Source organism: Brachybacterium phenoliresistens (genome assembly GCF_039530785.1).
In the GTDB taxonomy this organism is placed as follows: Bacteria; Actinomycetota; Actinomycetes; order Actinomycetales; family Dermabacteraceae; genus Brachybacterium; species Brachybacterium phenoliresistens.
Genome location: NZ_BAAAOW010000014.1, coordinates 46571 through 63153, shown reverse-complemented (window position 1 = coordinate 63153; position 16583 = coordinate 46571). Strand labels below are relative to the sequence as shown.

The 16583-nt window shown below is 70.9% G+C and carries 14 protein-coding genes; 4 read left to right on the top strand and 10 right to left on the bottom strand.

What is annotated here, in order from left to right:
- Nucleotides 1–724: 724 nt before the first annotated feature.
- The 10 genes from tyrS to ABD234_RS18570 form a co-directional block, all read right to left on the bottom strand.
- The gene (gene tyrS / locus ABD234_RS18615) at nt 725–1993 is read right to left on the bottom strand and encodes a tyrosine--tRNA ligase (protein WP_344359445.1); all 1269 of its coding nucleotides are present in this window, start codon (nt 1991–1993) and stop codon (nt 725–727) included.
- A gap of 125 nt (nt 1994–2118) precedes the next feature.
- A complete protein-coding gene (argH, locus tag ABD234_RS18610; RefSeq protein WP_425546812.1) occupies nt 2119–3603 on the bottom strand; it encodes an argininosuccinate lyase in 1485 nt (494 codons plus the stop codon).
- Nucleotides 3600–4832, bottom strand: coding sequence for an argininosuccinate synthase (locus ABD234_RS18605; RefSeq protein ID WP_038370823.1), 1233 nt, complete (start codon nt 4830–4832; stop codon nt 3600–3602). The genes argH and ABD234_RS18605 overlap by 4 nt, the downstream gene beginning before the upstream one ends.
- Nucleotides 4829–5377, bottom strand: coding sequence for an arginine repressor (locus tag ABD234_RS18600; RefSeq protein WP_038370822.1), 549 nt, complete (start codon nt 5375–5377; stop codon nt 4829–4831). Before ABD234_RS18600 ends, ABD234_RS18605 begins: the two co-directional genes overlap by 4 nt.
- Nucleotides 5374–6357, bottom strand: coding sequence for an ornithine carbamoyltransferase (argF, locus tag ABD234_RS18595; protein WP_344359439.1), 984 nt, complete (start codon nt 6355–6357; stop codon nt 5374–5376). Before argF ends, ABD234_RS18600 begins: the two co-directional genes overlap by 4 nt.
- A 1-nt stretch (nt 6358) precedes the next feature.
- Nucleotides 6359–7648 carry an acetylornithine transaminase gene (locus ABD234_RS18590; protein ID WP_425546811.1) on the bottom strand — a complete coding sequence of 430 codons (1290 nt, stop codon included), beginning with the start codon at nt 7646–7648 and terminating at the stop codon, nt 6359–6361.
- Nucleotides 7641–8603, bottom strand: coding sequence for an acetylglutamate kinase (gene argB, locus ABD234_RS18585; RefSeq protein WP_425546810.1), 963 nt, complete (start codon nt 8601–8603; stop codon nt 7641–7643). Before argB ends, ABD234_RS18590 begins: the two co-directional genes overlap by 8 nt.
- Nucleotides 8600–9769 (bottom strand): bifunctional glutamate N-acetyltransferase/amino-acid acetyltransferase ArgJ, encoded by a 1170-nt coding sequence (gene argJ / locus ABD234_RS18580; protein ID WP_344359436.1) that lies wholly within the window; start codon nt 9767–9769, stop codon nt 8600–8602. The genes argB and argJ overlap by 4 nt, the downstream gene beginning before the upstream one ends.
- A 51-nt stretch (nt 9770–9820) precedes the next feature.
- The gene (gene argC, locus ABD234_RS18575; protein WP_344359433.1) at nt 9821–10954 is read right to left on the bottom strand and encodes an N-acetyl-gamma-glutamyl-phosphate reductase; all 1134 of its coding nucleotides are present in this window, start codon (nt 10952–10954) and stop codon (nt 9821–9823) included.
- A 66-nt stretch (nt 10955–11020) separates the two neighbouring features.
- On the bottom strand, nt 11021–11905 hold the full coding sequence (locus ABD234_RS18570) for an EndoS/ChiA family endoglycosidase (protein ID WP_051486503.1): 885 nt from the start codon (nt 11903–11905) through the stop codon (nt 11021–11023).
- Nucleotides 11906–12266: 361 nt separating this feature from the next.
- Here ABD234_RS18570 and ABD234_RS18565 point away from each other — a divergent pair, with 361 nt between their 5' ends.
- Genes ABD234_RS18565 through ABD234_RS18550 form a run of 4 tightly spaced genes read left to right on the top strand, consistent with a single transcriptional unit; the run spans nt 12267 to nt 16579 of the window.
- Nucleotides 12267–13391 (top strand): ABC transporter permease, encoded by a 1125-nt coding sequence (locus ABD234_RS18565; RefSeq protein ID WP_344359429.1) that lies wholly within the window; start codon nt 12267–12269, stop codon nt 13389–13391.
- Between the two features lies 1 nt (nt 13392).
- Nucleotides 13393–14322, top strand: coding sequence for an ABC transporter permease (locus tag ABD234_RS18560; protein ID WP_038370817.1), 930 nt, complete (start codon nt 13393–13395; stop codon nt 14320–14322).
- A complete protein-coding gene (locus ABD234_RS18555; RefSeq protein ID WP_344359424.1) occupies nt 14319–15437 on the top strand; it encodes an ABC transporter ATP-binding protein in 1119 nt (372 codons plus the stop codon). The genes ABD234_RS18560 and ABD234_RS18555 overlap by 4 nt, the downstream gene beginning before the upstream one ends.
- Nucleotides 15434–16579: an ABC transporter ATP-binding protein gene (locus ABD234_RS18550; protein WP_344359421.1), complete on the top strand. Its 1146-nt coding sequence runs from the start codon at nt 15434–15436 to the stop codon at nt 16577–16579. The genes ABD234_RS18555 and ABD234_RS18550 overlap by 4 nt, the downstream gene beginning before the upstream one ends.
- The last annotated feature ends 4 nt before the right edge of the window (nt 16580–16583 follow it).

Below are 16583 nucleotides of genomic sequence, written 5' to 3'. Positions count from 1 at the left end.
TCATCCGTCAACTGCCAAACAAAACATTTGGCATCAACAAACAGACACACTATTGAGATTTCAAACAACACGCGCACATCCGGTCCGTCCCACATCCGTGGTCCGACCCGAAGGCCCTTGCCTGCGGTCTCCCGCTCGGCGTTGCATCGTCGTTCCGACGCGAGTCACTACTCTAGCAGTGTTTCGCGGCCCGGTCCAACTCCGCCCCGCATGTCCTGGGTCACACTCGGAACCGATCAGGTTCCTCCTGCGTCCCGCGGCTGCGGCCGGCCAGATGGCCGGGTCTCCGTCTCGGTCGGCCTCTCGGTGCCCGTCGGATCCTGGGGATCTCTCGGGGCCTTCCTGGCCGCCCTCGTCGTTGACAAGAGGAAACATTACGGGCGCCGCGCACCGGCGTCAAACCGCCCTGTCGCCCCGCCGCGGAGTCCGACCGTCGACATCTGTGCAGGTCAGGAGTTTTTGTGCATCGACATTAACTCCGTGTTCCCGCTCCTGTGACCCACGTCTGAGGTCGGCCTCACAAGGATGCGGCGCAGCGTGCCGGGATGCCCCTGGACGCGCGCCGGCACGGATCCGCGCCCCCGGGGCGCGCCTCGGCAGCGCCCCTCGATCCGCCCGGATGCGGACGACGGCGGCCCCTCCAGGAGAGGGACCGCCGTCGTCTGCGCCATGCTGCCGCGAGCGGGTGCCGTGGACCGGGAATGCCCGCCCGGACCGGACCGGGTCAGCCGTCGCGACGGACCATGGCCGCGTTCTTCTTGCCGCGCCGCAGGAGCAGGTGCCCCCCGGGCAGCGCGCCGATCGCGGAGACCTCCCCGTCCAGGGCGGACTCGGCGATCTTCTCGCCGTTGATCGAGAGCCCGCCCTCCTTCGCGGCGCGGCGTGCGGCGCCCTTGGACTCCAGGATCCCCGTGGCGACGAAGGCGTCGGCCAGGGTGGTGGTCCCGGCGACGTCGACGATGCCCAGCTCCCGGCCGATGGCGAGGACGGTGGGCTCGTCGAGCTCGCGCACGTCGCCCTTGCCGAACAGGACGGCCGCCGCGGCGGTGGCCTGCGCGGTCGCGGCCTCGCCGTGGACGAGGGTCGTGAGGTCGTCGGCCAGGGCGCGCTGCGCGGCGCGCCGGTGCGGCTCGGCCTCGGTCGCGGCCTCGAGTCGGGCGATGTCCTCCCGGTCGCGGAAGGTGAAGTACCGCAGGTATTTCACGACGTCCGCATCGGCCGCGTTCAGCCAGAACTGGTGGAAGGCGTATGGGCTGGTCAGCTCGGCATCGAGCCAGACGGCGCCGCCCTCGCTCTTGCCGAACTTGGTGCCGTCGGCCTTGGTGACCAGCGGCGTGGTCAGGGCGTGAGCGCTGACGCCCTCCGTCTTGTGGATCAGCTCGACGCCGGAGAGCAGGTTGCCCCACTGGTCGTTGCCCCCGTACTGCAGCGTCACGCCGTGGCGGCGGTACAGCTCGAGGAAGTCGATGCCCTGCAGCACCTGGTAGCTGAACTCGGTGTAGCTGATGCCCTCCTCGCTCGCGAGACGGCGGGCGACCGTCTCCTTGGCGAGCATCGTGCCCATGCGGAAGTTCTTGCCCATGTCCCGGAGGAACTCGAGCGCGCTCATCTGCCCGATCCAGTCGAGGTTGTTGACCATCTGCACCCCGCTGGGCCCCTCGAGGTCCAGGAAGCGGGAGATCTGGTCGCGCAGCCCGTCGACCCAGCCGGCCACGATCGAGGGGTCGTTCAGGACCCGCTCCCCCGACATGCGCGGGTCGCCGATGAGGCCGGTCGCGCCGCCCACCAGGGCGTAGGGCCGATGCCCCGCGAGCTGGAAGCGCCGCATGGTCAGCACCTGGGTCAGGTGCCCGACGTGCAGGGAGGCGGCGGTCGGGTCGAAGCCGCAGTACAGGCTGACCGGTCCATCCGCGAGTGCCGTGCCGAGCGCCTCGAGCCCGGTGGACTGCACCACGAGTCCTCGCCAGGAGAGCTCGTCCAGGATGGATGTCATCGATCATGTCCTTCTGCAGGAGGGGCGCCGAGCCCCGGATGCGGGGACGGGGAGCCGATGCTCATCGGCTCCCCGTCATTGTGCCAGGCACGCGCTGTCCGCGCGGATCCCGCCCAGGCCGGCGCTCAGGCCTGCGGCGACGCCCCGGCGAAGGAGCGCAGGTTGGTCGAGGCCAGGCGCACGGCGTCCTCCTGCTCGGCGACGCGGGCCGGGGCGGTGCCGCCCTTCGCATCGCGCGAGGCGATGGACCCGTCCACGCTGAGCACGGTGCGCACGGAGGCGTCCAGGTGCTCCGAGATCTGCGCGAACTCCTCGTCGCTCAGGTCCCACAGCTCCGTGCCCTGCTCCTCCGCCACGCGCACGCACGCCCCCGAGATCTCGTGGGCGTCGCGGAAGGCGACGCCGCGGCGCACGAGATGCTCGGCGATGTCCGTGGCCAGCGAGAAGCCCTGCGGGGCCCGCGCGGCCATCTCCTCGAGATGGAAGGTGAGCGTGGCGACCATGCCCGTGAAGGCCGGGAGCACCAGGTCCAGCGAGTCGACCTGGTCGAAGATCGGCTCCTTGTCCTCCTGCAGATCCCGGTTGTACGCGAGCGGCAGCGCCTTGAGGGTGCCCAGCAGCCCGACGTGATCGCCGATGATGCGCCCCGCCTTGCCGCGGGCGAGCTCGGCGATGTCCGGGTTCTTCTTCTGCGGCATGATCGAGGAGCCCGTGGAGAAGGAGTCGTCCAGGGTGATGAACGAGAACTCCTTGGTGTTCCACAGGATGATCTCCTCCGCCAGGCGGGAGAGGTCGATGCCGATCATCGTCAGCACGAAGGAGAACTCCGCCGCGATGTCCCGCGAGGCGGTGCCGTCGATCGAGTTCCACACGCTGCCGTCGAAGCCCAGCGAGGAGGCGACGGCCTCCGGGTCCAGCCCCAGCGAGCTGCCGGCCAGCGCCCCGGATCCGTAGGGGGAGATCGCCGCACGGCGATCGAGGTCCCGCAGGCGCTCGACGTCGCGCAGCAGCGGCCAGGCATGGGCGAGCAGGTGATGGCTCAGCAGCACCGGCTGCGCATGCTGGAGGTGGGTGCGCCCCGGCATCGGCGCGCCGTGGACCTCCACCGCGCGCGCCTGCAGCACGTCGACCAGGTCGAGCACCTGGGCGCCGATGCTGCGCGCCTGGTCGCGCACGAACAGCCGGATCAGCGTGGCGATCTGGTCGTTGCGCGACCGGCCCGCCCGCAGCTTGCCGCCGAGCTCCGCGCCGGCCCGCTCGATGAGCCCCCGCTCGAGGGCGGTGTGCACGTCCTCGTCGTCGGGGTCGGCCGCGAAGGCGCCGGAGGCGACATCGGCCGCCAGGCGCTGCAGGGCGTCCTGCATGCCGGCCAGCTCGTCGTCGCTGAGCAGACCCGCGGCGTGCAGCACGTCCGCATGGGCGCGCGAGCCGCGGATGTCGTACTGGGCCAGGCGCCAGTCGAAGTGCGTGGAGACCGACAGGGCCGCCAGCGCCGCCGCCGGGCCGGAGCCGAAGCGGCCGCCCCACAGGGCGAGGCGCTCCGCGCCGGTGGCGGCCTGCGCGGGCGCGCCGGCGCCCGCCGCGGGGGCCTGCCCGTCCGGGGTGCTCACGCCTCGTCCTCCGAGCCGAGGTCCTCGCCGTTGCCGAGGGCGACGTCGCGCGCCGCGGCCTGCTTGGCGGCCAGGCCGTAGATCTCGATGAACCCGCGGGCCTGGGACTGGTCGAAGGTGTCGCCCTCGTCGTAGGTCGCCAGCGAGAAGTCGTACAGACCGGTCTCGGAGCGGCGGCCCGTGACGGTGGCGCGGCCTCCGTGCAGGGACATGCGGATGTCGCCGTTCACGTAGCGCTGGGTGTCCTCGATGAAGGAGTCCAGGGACTTCTTCAGCGGGGAGAACCACTGGCCGTCGTAGACGAGCTCGGTCCAGCGGTCGCCGACCTGGCGCTTGAAGCGGGCCTGCTCGCGCTCGAGGGTGACGCGCTCGAGCTCCTGGTGCGCGGCGATGAGGGTCATCGCGCCCGGCGCCTCGTAGACCTCGCGGGACTTGATGCCCACCAGGCGGTCCTCGACGATGTCGATACGGCCGATGCCCTGGGCGCCGGCGCGGCGGTTGAGCTCCTGGATCGCCTCGAGGGCGCTGACGGGGCGGCCGTCGATCGCGACGGGCACGCCGCGCTCGAAGGAGATGACGACCTCGTCGGCGACCGGCGGGAAGGCCGGGTCGTCGGTGTAGTTGAAGACGTCCTTGGTCGGCTCGTTCCAGATGTCCTCGAGGAAGCCGGTCTCGATGGCGCGTCCCCACACGTTCTGGTCGATCGAGAAGGGGTTGTGCTTGGTGGTGGCGATCGGCAGGTTCTTGCGCTCGGCGTACTCGATGGCGCGGTCGCGGGTCAGGGCCAGGTCGCGCACGGGGGCGATGCACTTCAGCTCCGGCGCCAGCGAAGTGATGGAGACCTCGAAGCGGACCTGGTCGTTGCCCTTGCCGGTGCAGCCGTGGGCGACGGTGGTCGCGCCGTACTTCTTGGCGGCCTTGACCAGGTGCTTGGTGATCACCGGGCGGGAGATCGCCGAGACGACCGGGTAGGCGTCCATGTACAGGGCGTTCGCCTTGAGTGCGGGCATGCAGTACTCGTCGGCGAACTCGTCGCGGGCGTCGGCCACGTACGCCTCGACGGCGCCGCAGTCCAGGGCGCGCTGGCGGATGACCTCGAGGTCCTCCCCGCCCTGGCCCACGTCAACCGCGCAGGCGATGACGTCGGCGCCGGTCGCGTCGTGGATCCAGCCGATGGCGACGGAGGTGTCCAGGCCCCCCGAGTAGGCGAGGACGATACGTTCGGTCATGAGTTCTCCTTGGAGGTCTGGGGGTCGTGCAGGGACTCGCGCCGGCCGGAGGCCAGCTCGAGGAGGCGGTCGGCGAGGCGGGCGCCGCCGTCCACGCTGCGGGTGATGAGCATGATGGTGTCGTCGCCGGCGATGGTGCCGAGCACGTCAGGGATGACGGACCGGTCCACCGCGGAGGCGAAGAACTGCGCCGCACCGGGGGGCGTGCGGACGACCACGAGGTTACCGCTCGCCTCGGCCGAGACGAGCAGGTCCTCCGCCAGGCGGGGCAGGCGCGCCCCGAGATGCTCGGAGGTCAGCGGGGTCCGGCCGGGCCGGACGTCCGGTCCCTCCGGCGGGACCCGGTAGACGAGGGCCCCGGAGGAGCCGCGGACCTTGTCGGCCCGCAGCTCCACGAGATCCCGCGACAGGGTGGCCTGGGTGACCTCGATCCCCTGTTCGGCGAGGAGGTCGGCCAGCTGCGCCTGCGAGGAGACCTCCCCGCGCTCCAGCAGGTCGATGATGCGCTGCTGGCGGGAGGTCTTCGTGCGCGGCTGCTCGGTCATCGTCGGGCGTCCCCGGGGACCGCATGCGCGGCGGTCCCGGCATCGGGGTGCTCGAGCAGCCAGGTCAGCAGCGCCTTCTGCGCGTGCAGCCGGTTCTCCGCCTCGTCCCACACCACCGAGCGCGAGCCGTCGATCACGGAGGCCTCGACCTCCTTGCCGCGGTAGGCGGGCAGGCAGTGCAGGAAGATCCCGCCGGAGAGCTCCATGAGCTCCTCGGTGACCTGGTACGGGGCGAAGGTCTCCTCGCCGCGGCCGTCCTCGCCCTCCTGGCCCATCGACACCCAGGTGTCGGTGATGACGGCGCTCGCGCCGGCCACGGCCTCGCGCACGTCCTGGGTGAGGAGCACCGATCCGCCGGTCGCGGCGGCGATCTCCTCGGCGCGCGCCACCACGGCCGGATCGGGCAGGTGGGAGGCCGGGGCGGCCACGCGCACGTCCATGCCGGCGGTCGCGCCGCCCAGCAGGTAGGAGTGCGCCATGTTGTTCGCCCCGTCGCCGAGGTAGGCCATCGAGCGCCCGGCGAGCGCGGCCTCGCCGTCGGCGAGCCCGCCGGTGTGCTGGGCGATGGTCTGCAGGTCCGCGAGGATCTGGCAGGGGTGGAACTCGTCGGTCAGGGCGTTGACGACGGGGACGCTCGCGTGCGCGGCCATCTCCTCGATGCGCTCCTGGCCGAAGGTGCGCCACACGATCGCGGAGACCTGCCGGGTCAGGACCCGCGCGGTGTCGGCGATCGACTCGCCGCGGCCCATCTGGCTCGAGACGGCGTCCAGCACCAGCGGGCTGCCGCCGAGCTCGGCGACGCCCGTGGCGAAGGAGACCCGGGTGCGGGTGGAGGACTTGTCGAAGATGATCGCGACGGTGCGCGGCCCCTCCAGGGGGCGCGCGGCGAAGCGGTCCTGGGACAGCGCGAGGGCGAGGGCCAGAACCTCCTTCTGCTCGGCCGGTGCGAGGTCGTCGTCCCGCAGGAAGTGACGGGGCATCTCAGTTCCCTTCTTCGGCGCCGGCGAGCTGCTCGGCGCGGTCCAGCAGCGCGGGCAGCGCCGCGACGAACGTGCCGAGCTCCTCGGCGGTGATGATCAGGGGCGGCGCGAGGCGCAGCGTGGTCGGCTCGGGGGCGTTGATGATGAACCCGGCCTCGAGGGCGGCCTGCAGGACCTGCGGGGCCAGGGGCTCGGCGAGCATCACCCCGCGCAGCAGGCCCTCGCCGCGCACGCCGAGGATCCGCGGGTCCTCGAGCGCGTCGATCCCGCGCACCAGCGCCTCGCCGGTGGCGCGGACGTGCTCGAGCAGGCCCTCCTCCTCGATCGTGCCGAGGACGGCCAGGGCGGTGGCGGCGCCCAGCGGGTTCCCGCCGAAGGTGGTGCCGTGCTGCCCGGCGGTGAGCAGCCCGCGCACCTCGGGGCCGAAGGCGATCGCGGCGCCGATGGGGAAGCCGCCGCCGAGCCCCTTGGCCAGCGTCATGACGTCGGGCACCACGCCGGGCACGCCCTGGTGGGCGAACCAGCGCCCGGTGCGGCCGATGCCGGTCTGGATCTCGTCCAGCACCAGCAGGGTGCCGGCCTCCCGGGTGAGCTCGCGCAGGGCGCGCAGATAGTCGGCGCCCAGCGGGCGGACCCCGGCCTCACCCTGGATGGGCTCGGCGAAGACCGCGGCGACGTCGCCGGGGGCGAGGGCGGCGCGCAGCGCCTCGACGTCCCCGGCCGGGAGCCATTCGACCCCGCCCGGCAGCGGCGCGAAGGGTGCCCGGTAGGCCTCCTTGTGGGTCAGCGCGAGAGCGCCCAGGGTGCGGCCGTGGAAGGCGTTCTCGAGAGCGATGATCCGCGGCCGCCCGGTGCGGCGCGCGATCTTGAACGCGGCCTCGTTGGCCTCGGCGCCCGAGTTCGCGAAGAACACGCCCGAGCCGTCCGGGGCATCGGCCAGGCGCAGGAGCTTCTCGGCGAGCTCGACCTGCGGGGCGGAGGCGAAGACGTTGGAGACGTGGGCGAGGGTCTCGGCCTGCTTGGTGATCGCGGAGACCAGGGCGGGATGGCCGTGGCCCAGCGCGTTCACGGCGATCCCGCCGAGCAGGTCGAGGTACTGACGGCCCTCGTCGTCCCAGACGTGCACGCCCTCGCCGCGCACCAGCACCCGCTGGGGCGTGCCGAAGACGGGGATCATCGCCTCGCGGTAGCGGTCGGCGATGCCCGTGCCGGAGGTCGCGGCGCCCGGCTCGGACGGGGCGCCCTGCGCGGACGGGGCGCCCTGCTCGGGGGCGGTGCTCTGCTCAGACATAGTCGTCCCTCCTGACCATCGTTCCCACGCCTTCGGTGGTGAAGACCTCCAGCAGCACGGCGTGCTCGATGCGGCCGTCGATCATGGCGGCCGTGCGCACGCCCGCGTCCACCGCGGACAGCAGCGCCTCGGCCTTGGGGATCATCCCGGCGGTGAGCGAGGGCAGCATGTCCCGCAGCTCCGCCGCCGCGATCTCGTGGATCAGCGAGGACCGGTCGGGCCACTGCGCGTACAGCCCCTCGACGTCGGTGAGGACGACGAGCTTCTCCGCGTCCAGGCCCTGCGCGATCGCGGCCGCGGCGAGATCGGCGTTGATGTTCAGGACCTCGCCGGTGGGGACGCCGTCGGCGCCGATCTCCGGGGCGATCGAGGAGATCACCGGGATGCGGCCGGCGTCCAGCAGGTCCCGGATGGAGCCGGGGCGCACATCGGTCACGGCGCCCACATGGCCGAGGTCGACGTCCTCGCCGTCGACCACGGTGCCGCGGCGGACCGCGGAGAACAGCCGGGCGTCCTCGCCGGACATGCCGATGGCGTAGGGGCCGTGCTGGTTGATCAGACCCACCAGCTCGCGCCCCACCTGCCCCACGAGGACCATCCGGACGATGTCCATCGTCTCGGCGTCGGTCACCCGCAGCCCTCCGCGGAACTCGCTGTTCTTGCCGACCCGCTCGAGCATGCCGGTGATCTGCGGGCCGCCGCCGTGGACGACGACCACATGGATTCCGGCCGAGCGCATGAAGACCATGTCCGCGGCGAAGGCGCGGCGCAGCTCGTCGTCGATCATGGCGTTGCCGCCGTACTTCACCACCACGATGCGGTCGCGGAAGCGCTGCATCCAGGGCAGGGCCTCGATGAGGACCTCGGACTTCTCGCGCGCCTGCGTGCGGGCGTCGTCGAGCTGGGCCAGGGGGTTCTTGCCGGCCATCGGCGGCGTGGGGGCGTCGGTGCTCATGAGGAGTAGGCGCTGTTCTCTTCGACGTAGTCGTGGGTGAGGTCGTTGGTCCAGATGTCCGCGGTGGCATCGCCCGCGCCGAGGTCGACCTCGATGAGGCACTCGCGCGGGGTCATGTCCACGCTCTCGCGGGGCTCGCCGACGCCCCCGCCCAGGCTGACCTGCACGCCGTTCACGCTCACGGCGAGAGCGGCCGGGTCGAAGGGGGCGACGTCCTCGGGGACGCAGCCGGCGGCGGCGACGATGCGCCCCCAGTTGGGGTCGTTGCCGAAGATCGCGGCCTTGACGAGGTTGGAGCGGGCGATCTCGCGGGCGACGGCGAGCGCCGCGGCCTCCGAGGTCGCGGAGGTCACCACGACGTGCACGTCGTGGCTGGCGCCCTCGGCATCGGCCACGAGCTGGCGGGCGAGATCCGCGGAGACGGCGCGGACGGCGTCGGCGAGCTCCTCGGCGCCGGGCTCGATGCCGCTCGCCCCGGAGGCCAGCAGCAGCACCGTGTCGTTGGTGGACATGCAGGCATCGGAGTCCACCCGGTCGAAGGTGGTGCGGGTGGCCTCGCGCAGGGCGGCATCGGCGGCCTCCGCGCTGATCACCGCGTCGGTGGTCAGCACCACGAGCATGGTCGCCAGCTGCGGGGCGAGCATGCCCGCGCCCTTGGCGATCCCGCCGACCACGACGCCGGAGGCGGTGGTGGCGGAGGCCTGCTTCGGGACGGTGTCGGTGGTCATGATCGCGCGGGCGGCGGAATCATCGGCCGCAGGACCGGCGGCGAGCGCCCCCGCGGCCGTGCGCGCGCCCTCGAGCAGCGCGTCCATCGGCAGGCGCTCCCCGATCAGGCCCGTCGAGGCGACCAGGACGTCCTGGGCGGAGACCTCGAGCAGCTCGGCGACGTGCTCGGCCGTGCGGTGGGAGTCGGCGAAGCCCTCGGGGCCGGTGCAGGCGTTGGCCCCGCCGGAGTTGAGGATCACCGCGCGGGCGCGGCCGTCGGCCACGGCCTGGCGGGACCAGACCACCGGCGCGGCCTGCACGCGGTTGGTGGTGAAGACGCCGGCGGCCACGTCCAGCGGGCCGTCGTTGACGACGAGGGCGAGATCGAGCTTCGGGGCGGCCTTGATGCCGGCGGCGACGCCGACGGCGCGGAAGCCCTGGGGGGCGGTGATGGACATGGAGATCCTCCGAGGGGACGGGGCGGGAGACGGCGGGTTCGGGGGCCGGGCTCAGGGAGCCAGGGCGGCGCGGGTCAGTCCGGTGCCCTCGGGCAGGCCCAGGGCGAGGTTCAGGGACTGGACCGCGGCGCCCGCGGTGCCCTTGACGAGGTTGTCGATCGCGCTGATCACGGTCACCACGCCGCTGCGGCGGTCGACCGTGGCGCCGATGCGCACGGTGTTCGCCCCGGTGACCTGCTGGGTCGAGGGGAACGAGCCCGCGGGCAGCACGGTGATGAAGTGCTCGTCGGCGTAGTCGGCGTGCAGCGCGGCCAGCACCTCGTCCTGCCCGATGCCCTCGAGGGCAGGGGCCGTGGCCACGGCGAGGATGCCGCGGCTCATCGGGACCAGGACCGGCGTGAACGTGAGCCGGGCGTCCGCCACGCCGGAGGCGCGACGCACGTTCTGGAGGATCTCGGGGATGTGCCGGTGCGTGCCGCCGACGCCGTAGGGCACGGCGCCGCCGGCGGCCTCGGAGAGCAGCAGGTGCTGCTTGGCCGAGCGTCCCGCCCCGGAGTACCCCACGGGCAGGACGGCCGCCAGGGCCGAGGGGTCCACCAGTCCCGCCCGCACCAGCGGGACCAGGGCCAGGGAGACGGCGGTGGCGTTGCAGCCGGGGACGGCGATCTCGCGGGCGGTGCGCAGCAGGTCCCGCTGGCGCGCGGCGCCGCCCGGGCCGTCGTGCAGCGGGAGCTCGGGCATGCCGTAGGTCCAGGTGCCCGAGTGCTCGCTGCGGTAGTACTCCGCCCAGTCCTCGGCGCTCTCGAGCCGATGGTCCGCCCCGAGGTCCACGACGAGGACGTCCGGATCCTCCGCGCGCAGCTGCGCGGCCAGGGCGCCGGACTGCCCGTGCGGCAGGGCCAGGACGACGACGTCGTGCCCGCGCAGGTTCTCCACGTCCGACGGGACCAGCTCCGGGTCGCGGCCCAGGTCGATGTGCGGTGCGACCTCGGACAGCCGCTTCCCGGCGCTCGAGTGGGCGGCCAGGGTCGCGACCTCGAGGGCCGGGTGGTCCGCGAGCAGGCGCAGCGTCTCTCCCCCGGCGTAGCCGGAGGCGCCGACGATCGCGACGCGGGGACGCGCGCCCCCTCCTCCGGAGGCGGAGAGGGGGCGCGACGAGTCACCGACGAGGGGCTGAGCATCCATGGAGCAACTATATACAGCTCAGTGCATGATCAGCCAACCCGTAGGTCGTCCGGCGGTCGGATGCGCTCAGCTCCCCGCCAGCATCCGCTCCTTGAGCCGGATCGACCAGCTGTAGTCCGTGCGTCGGATCTCGTCGTCACCCTCGGCGACTCCGTCCCGATCCACGGCATACGAGAAGATTCCCCCCTTCGTCTCCCCGGCCGGCTGCCAGTCCGCGTACGCGGCGGCGCGCGAGGTCTCGAACGGCTCCTCGGCATCACCCCAGAGGTTCGTCGAGCGCTCCTCGTAGAAGGAGAACCCGATGAGGTACTGGGCTGGGTCGATCTGCCCCGCGAAGCTGTCCCAGGTGCCCTGCAGAGAGGAGAGCGACCGCCCATAGGACTGGACGAGCACGAAATCGAAGCAGTCGGCCGCCTGCCGGAACAGCGGCACGGAGCCGTCGCGGTTCGTGTCGTAGATGAACAGCTTGCCCGTCCCGCTGAGCGGCCCGATCAGCCGCGCGAGCTCGCGGAACACGCCGCTCGCGCGGGCCGTCTCGGCCTCGCTCAGCGTGCGCTCCATGTCGACGTCCAACCCGTCGAGCCCGCAGGCATCGACGAGCGTCGCCACGAGATGCTCCGCGTGGGCTCGGAATCCCTCCGGCGTCGCCGGGACGGCGGGGTCCAGGATCGCGCCGATATCGACCGTCCGCACGACCCGGGTGCCCTGCGCATGCAGGTGAGGGACGTACTCGTCACGCAGCGTGGCCCAGAAAGGACTGTCGTCAGGGGTGTAGTCAGGGAAGACGAAGACCACATCGATCTCCGGCGGAACGTCCGCGAAGCTGTTGGGGCGCGCAGGGTCCACGGCCCGATCGTGCCACGTACGGAAGTAGGCGAACTCGAGCGGCGGGGCGAGCTCCGGCAGCACCTTCCCGGAGGCCGGGGCCGGACGCTGCGCATGGTCGGGCATGCTTCCGCGCCCTGTGACCCCCTCCCCCGCCCCGGTGCCCTGCGAGTGCTCAGGCGGAGCAGCCGCGGCCGAGCCCGCGCCGAGGGTCGCGGCCGCGACGGCTCCCGCTCCGGTGATGAATGTGCGGCGAGATGCGGATGCTGACATCGGTGTCCTCCGTTCACTTCCGGGCTCGAGCCCGGCGCTTCCACCGTCCCTCCAGGTCAGAGGGAGGCACGCACACCCGCGCCCGGCCGCCCGGAAGGTCGACCTCGGCAGCGGCGCACGATGCGCCTGAGCTTAAGCGCTATAGTGACGCAGGACAACCAGTCACGACGACTGCGCCGGAGTCGCGGAGCGTCCTTTTCACAAGGTGGTGATCATGACCGGTTCTGCCGTTCCGGATGCTCCGGCGCCCGCGGGTCCTCCGCCCGGCGCCGACGCACCGTCCGACACGAGATCCGACGAAATGCGCCGTCCCCGCCGGACGTGGACCGGGCGACTCGCAGGTCTCTCGTTCCTCGGTCAGCGCCTCGCGCTCTACGCCGTCGTGGCCATTGCCAGCGTGCTGTTGAACTTCATTCTTCCGCGATTCATGCCGGGAGATCCGGCGACACAGATGATCCGTGAGATCACCAACCGGACCGGTGCACCGCCCTCGGGCTACCAGACCCGCCTCATCAAGGCCCGCTATGGCGATCCCGACCGCCCTCTCGCCCTGCAGTTCTGGGATTACATCTCGCAGCTCTTCAAGGGTGACCTCGGAGTGTCCGCGCAGTACTACCCGATCACCGTCACGGAGATGATCGGAAAGGCCCTGCCCTGGACTCTCTATCTGGCCATCTTCTCGACGATCCTCGGCTGGATCGTCGGGACCTACCTCGGCGCGCGGCTCGGCTGGAAGCCCGGACGCCGGCTCGATGCGATCGTCACTCCGGTCTCGATGTTCTTCAGCTCGATCCCGGCTTTCTGGCTCGGCCTGCTGATCGTCTGGTACTTCGCCTACACCCATGGCTGGTTCCCGAACCAAGGCGCCTACGACAACTCCCTGGACATCGATCTGCTGAGCCCGTCGTTCCTGCTCTCCGTCCTGCACCACGGGGCGCTGCCCTTCTTCACCCTGATCATCGTCGGCTTTGCGCGCTGGCTCTTCTCGATGCGCAACATGATGATCACGACCGTCAATGAGGACTACGTCCAGCTCGCCCGCGCCAAGGGCCTGGCACAGAACCGCATCCGCAACCGCTACGCCGCTCGCAATGCCCTGCTGCCCAACTTCACCGGGCTCGCGCAGAGCATGGGCGGAGCGCTCACCGCAGTCATCCTCGCCGAGACCGTGTTCATCTACCCGGGCATCGGCTCGCTCCTGACCGGCGCGCAAGCCGCCCGCGACTACCCCATCATGCAGGGCGTCATGCTCATGGTCATCTTCGCCTCCCTTCTCTTCAACTTCATCGCGGATTCCGTCTACGTCCTGCTCGATCCGCGCACCCGGGAGGCGAACTGACATGCTGAAGCGCTTTCTCCTCATCGGCAAGGTGCAGATCGGCCTCGCCATCATCGCGGTCTTCACCCTCGTCGCGATCTTCGGGCCCTGGTTCAGCAGCACCGTCCTGGCGATGTCACCCCAGGACGTCGACTACCAGCACCTCACCGGTGGCCCTCCCGACTCCACGCACTGGCTGGGCACCACCAGCCAGGGACAGGACGTCCTGTCCTGGATGCTCCACGGCACCCGGACCTCGATGCTGGTCGGATTCGCGTCCGCGATCATCGGCACGGTTCTGACCATCGTGATCGGCGCATGGGCCGGGTTCTCCGGCGGCCTGGCGGACAAGATCCTCAACGGCGCGATCCTGGTATTCGGAAACTTCCCGACATTCGCGCTGCTGTTCATCGTCGCCGCCGCGTTCCAGAACGCGAACTGGCTGCTCGTCTCGATCGTCATCGGCGGGATCGAATGGTCCGGCGGCGCGCGCCAGATCCGCGCTCAGACCATGAGCCTGCGCGGCCGGGACTTCACGACCGCCCTGCGCACCGTCGGCGAATCCCGTGCCCGCATCATCCTCGTCGAGGTCATGCCCCACCTGCTCGGAGTGATCTCCCCGCTGTTCCTCGGCCTCATCGCCGCAGGAGTCAACCAGCAGGCCGCTCTCGCCTTCCTCGGCATCGGCAACCCCTCGGAGCCGTCCTGGGGCCTCATGATCAACTGGGCGATGACCCAGAACGCGCTCTTCCGCGGCCTCTGGTGGTGGTTCGTCCCACCGGGCCTCGCGCTGTGCCTCATCGGCTTCGCGACCACGATGGTCAACTTCGGTCTCGACGAGATCACCAACCCCACGCTCTCCAGCAAGCGGATGAAGCTCATGCGCATCTTCCTGCGTGACAAGGCACGCCGGACCGCTGCGCAGGCCCCCCAGGAGGTGGCTGTGCGATGACCCTCACCGTCCCCCAGAACAAGGAGACCGAGGCCCAGATCCTCGACCGGCTCGACAGATCGCCCATCCTTCTGGACGTCCGCGGCCTGTCCGTCGACTACGTGACCGAGGCAGGGAACATCCGTGCCTGCGATGAGATCGACCTGACGCTCAAGCGCGGCGAGATCCTCGGGGTCGCCGGCGAGTCGGCGAGCGGGAAGTCCACCTTGCTCAACGCCCTCGGACGACTGCAGCGCATGCCCGCCGCCACGAGCGCGGGCTCGATCTGGTACCACCCCGGGGGCGACGAGCCTCCCGTCGACCTCGCAGTCCTCGACGAGGAGGAGCTCGCGCCCTACCGCTGGACGAAGGTCTCCGTGGTCATGCAGTCCGCCATGGCGAGCCTGAACCCGGTGATCCGCCTCGGAGAGCAGTTCACCGACGTCATCCGGACCCACGACCCCCGCCTGGGTGAGAAGGAGGCCCTGGCGCAGGCCGGTGACCTGCTGACCATGGTCGGCATCAGCCGCGACCGGCTGACCGCCTTCCCGTTCCAGCTCTCGGGCGGCATGCAGCAGCGAGCCCTCATCGCCCTATCGCTCGCCTGCGACCCGGACCTGGTGCTCATGGATGAACCCACCACGGCCGTCGACGTCGTCATGCAGCGCCAGATCCTGGACCAGGTGCTCGCCGCCCAGGAGCGTCTCGGCTTCGCCGTCGTCTTCGTGACCCACGACCTCTCCCTGCTGCTCGAGATCTCCGACCGGATCGCGATCATGTACGGGGGGAAGATCGTCGAGGTGGGGACGGCAGCGCGACTCCATCACGACGCGAAGCATCCGTACACGCGGGCGCTGCGCCGCGCGTTCCCCCCGCTGTCGGAACCGGTCCGGCGTCTCTCGGGCATCCCCGGATCCCCGCCGGACCTGCTCGACCTTCCGTCGGGCTGCGCATTCGCCCCACGCTGCGAGCTCGCCATGCCCGTCTGCCATGAGCGGCCCCCGGAGCTGCGCGAGATCCCCCAAGGGCGCAGCGCATGCTTCATCACGAACGGCGAGCTCGACGAGGCCGAACGTGCGCGTCAGCAGGCCGCCGCTTCGGGCGACCACGCACCGGAGGGAGGGGAGAGCGCATGACTTCGCCCGCACACCGCAGTCCCGTCCCCGAGCTTGCTCGCGGGCAGGAGGATTGTTCGCGACGCAGCCTCGGAAGGCCCGACGACGACGAAGTGCCCGTCCTGGAAGCTCGTGACGTGCACGTGCACTTCCACGGCACCGACAGCCATGGTCGGGCCGTGACGATCCGCGCTCTCGACGGCGTCGACCTCGCCCTCTACCCCGGGCAGATCAGCGCGCTCGTGGGCGAGTCCGGTTCCGGAAAGACCACGATCGCTCGGCTGTTCGCACTCATCTACCGGCCAACGAGCGGGGAGCTGCTGTACGACGGAACACCCATCCGAGTCCGTGGAGGACGCGCCGAGCGGGCGTACTACCGCAACGTGCAGCTCATCTACCAAGATCCCTTCGCGTCTCTCAATGGGCTCAAGAAGATCCGAACCATCATCTCGCGCGTCGTGAAGATCCACTTCCCTCGGCTGGGACGGGCAGGAATCCGGGCGCGCGCCGCAGAGCTCCTCGAGCGAGCCAACATGACCCCCACTTCTCGATATCTCGACCGCTATCCGACAGATCTGTCCGGCGGACAGCGTCAGCGCGTTGCCATCGCCCGTGCTCTCGCAGTGAACCCGAAGGTGCTGCTCGCGGACGAACCGACCTCCATGCTCGACGCCTCGATCCGCCTCGATGTGCTCAACCTGCTCAGCGACCTGCGGGAGTCCGAGAAGGTCGCGGTCCTGTACATCACGCATGACATCGCGAGCGCGCGATACCTCTCCGACCGCATCAACGTGATGTATGGCGGAAAGATCATCGAAGCGGGCAGCACTGAGTCGATCATCTCCGCGCCGGTGCATCCGTACACGAAGCTGCTGCTGAGCGCCGCTCCCGATCCCGCCCGGTACAAGGGCTCCGGGAAGCCGACGCACGAGCCGATCGCAGATTCGAGACCGGTCGACAACACGTCGGACATCCGGGGCTGCCGATTCGCGGACAGGTGCCCCGTGGCCATGCCGAAGTGCACCTCTGAAGACCTCCCCCTGTTCCGCAGCATCCGGGATTCCCACACGGTGCATTGCTGGCAGGCGGAGGACGACGCCGACTACGAACGCGCGTCGTCTGACCGATCTCGGACCCCCACGAACTCTGCGAAGAAGGAGTAGTTCC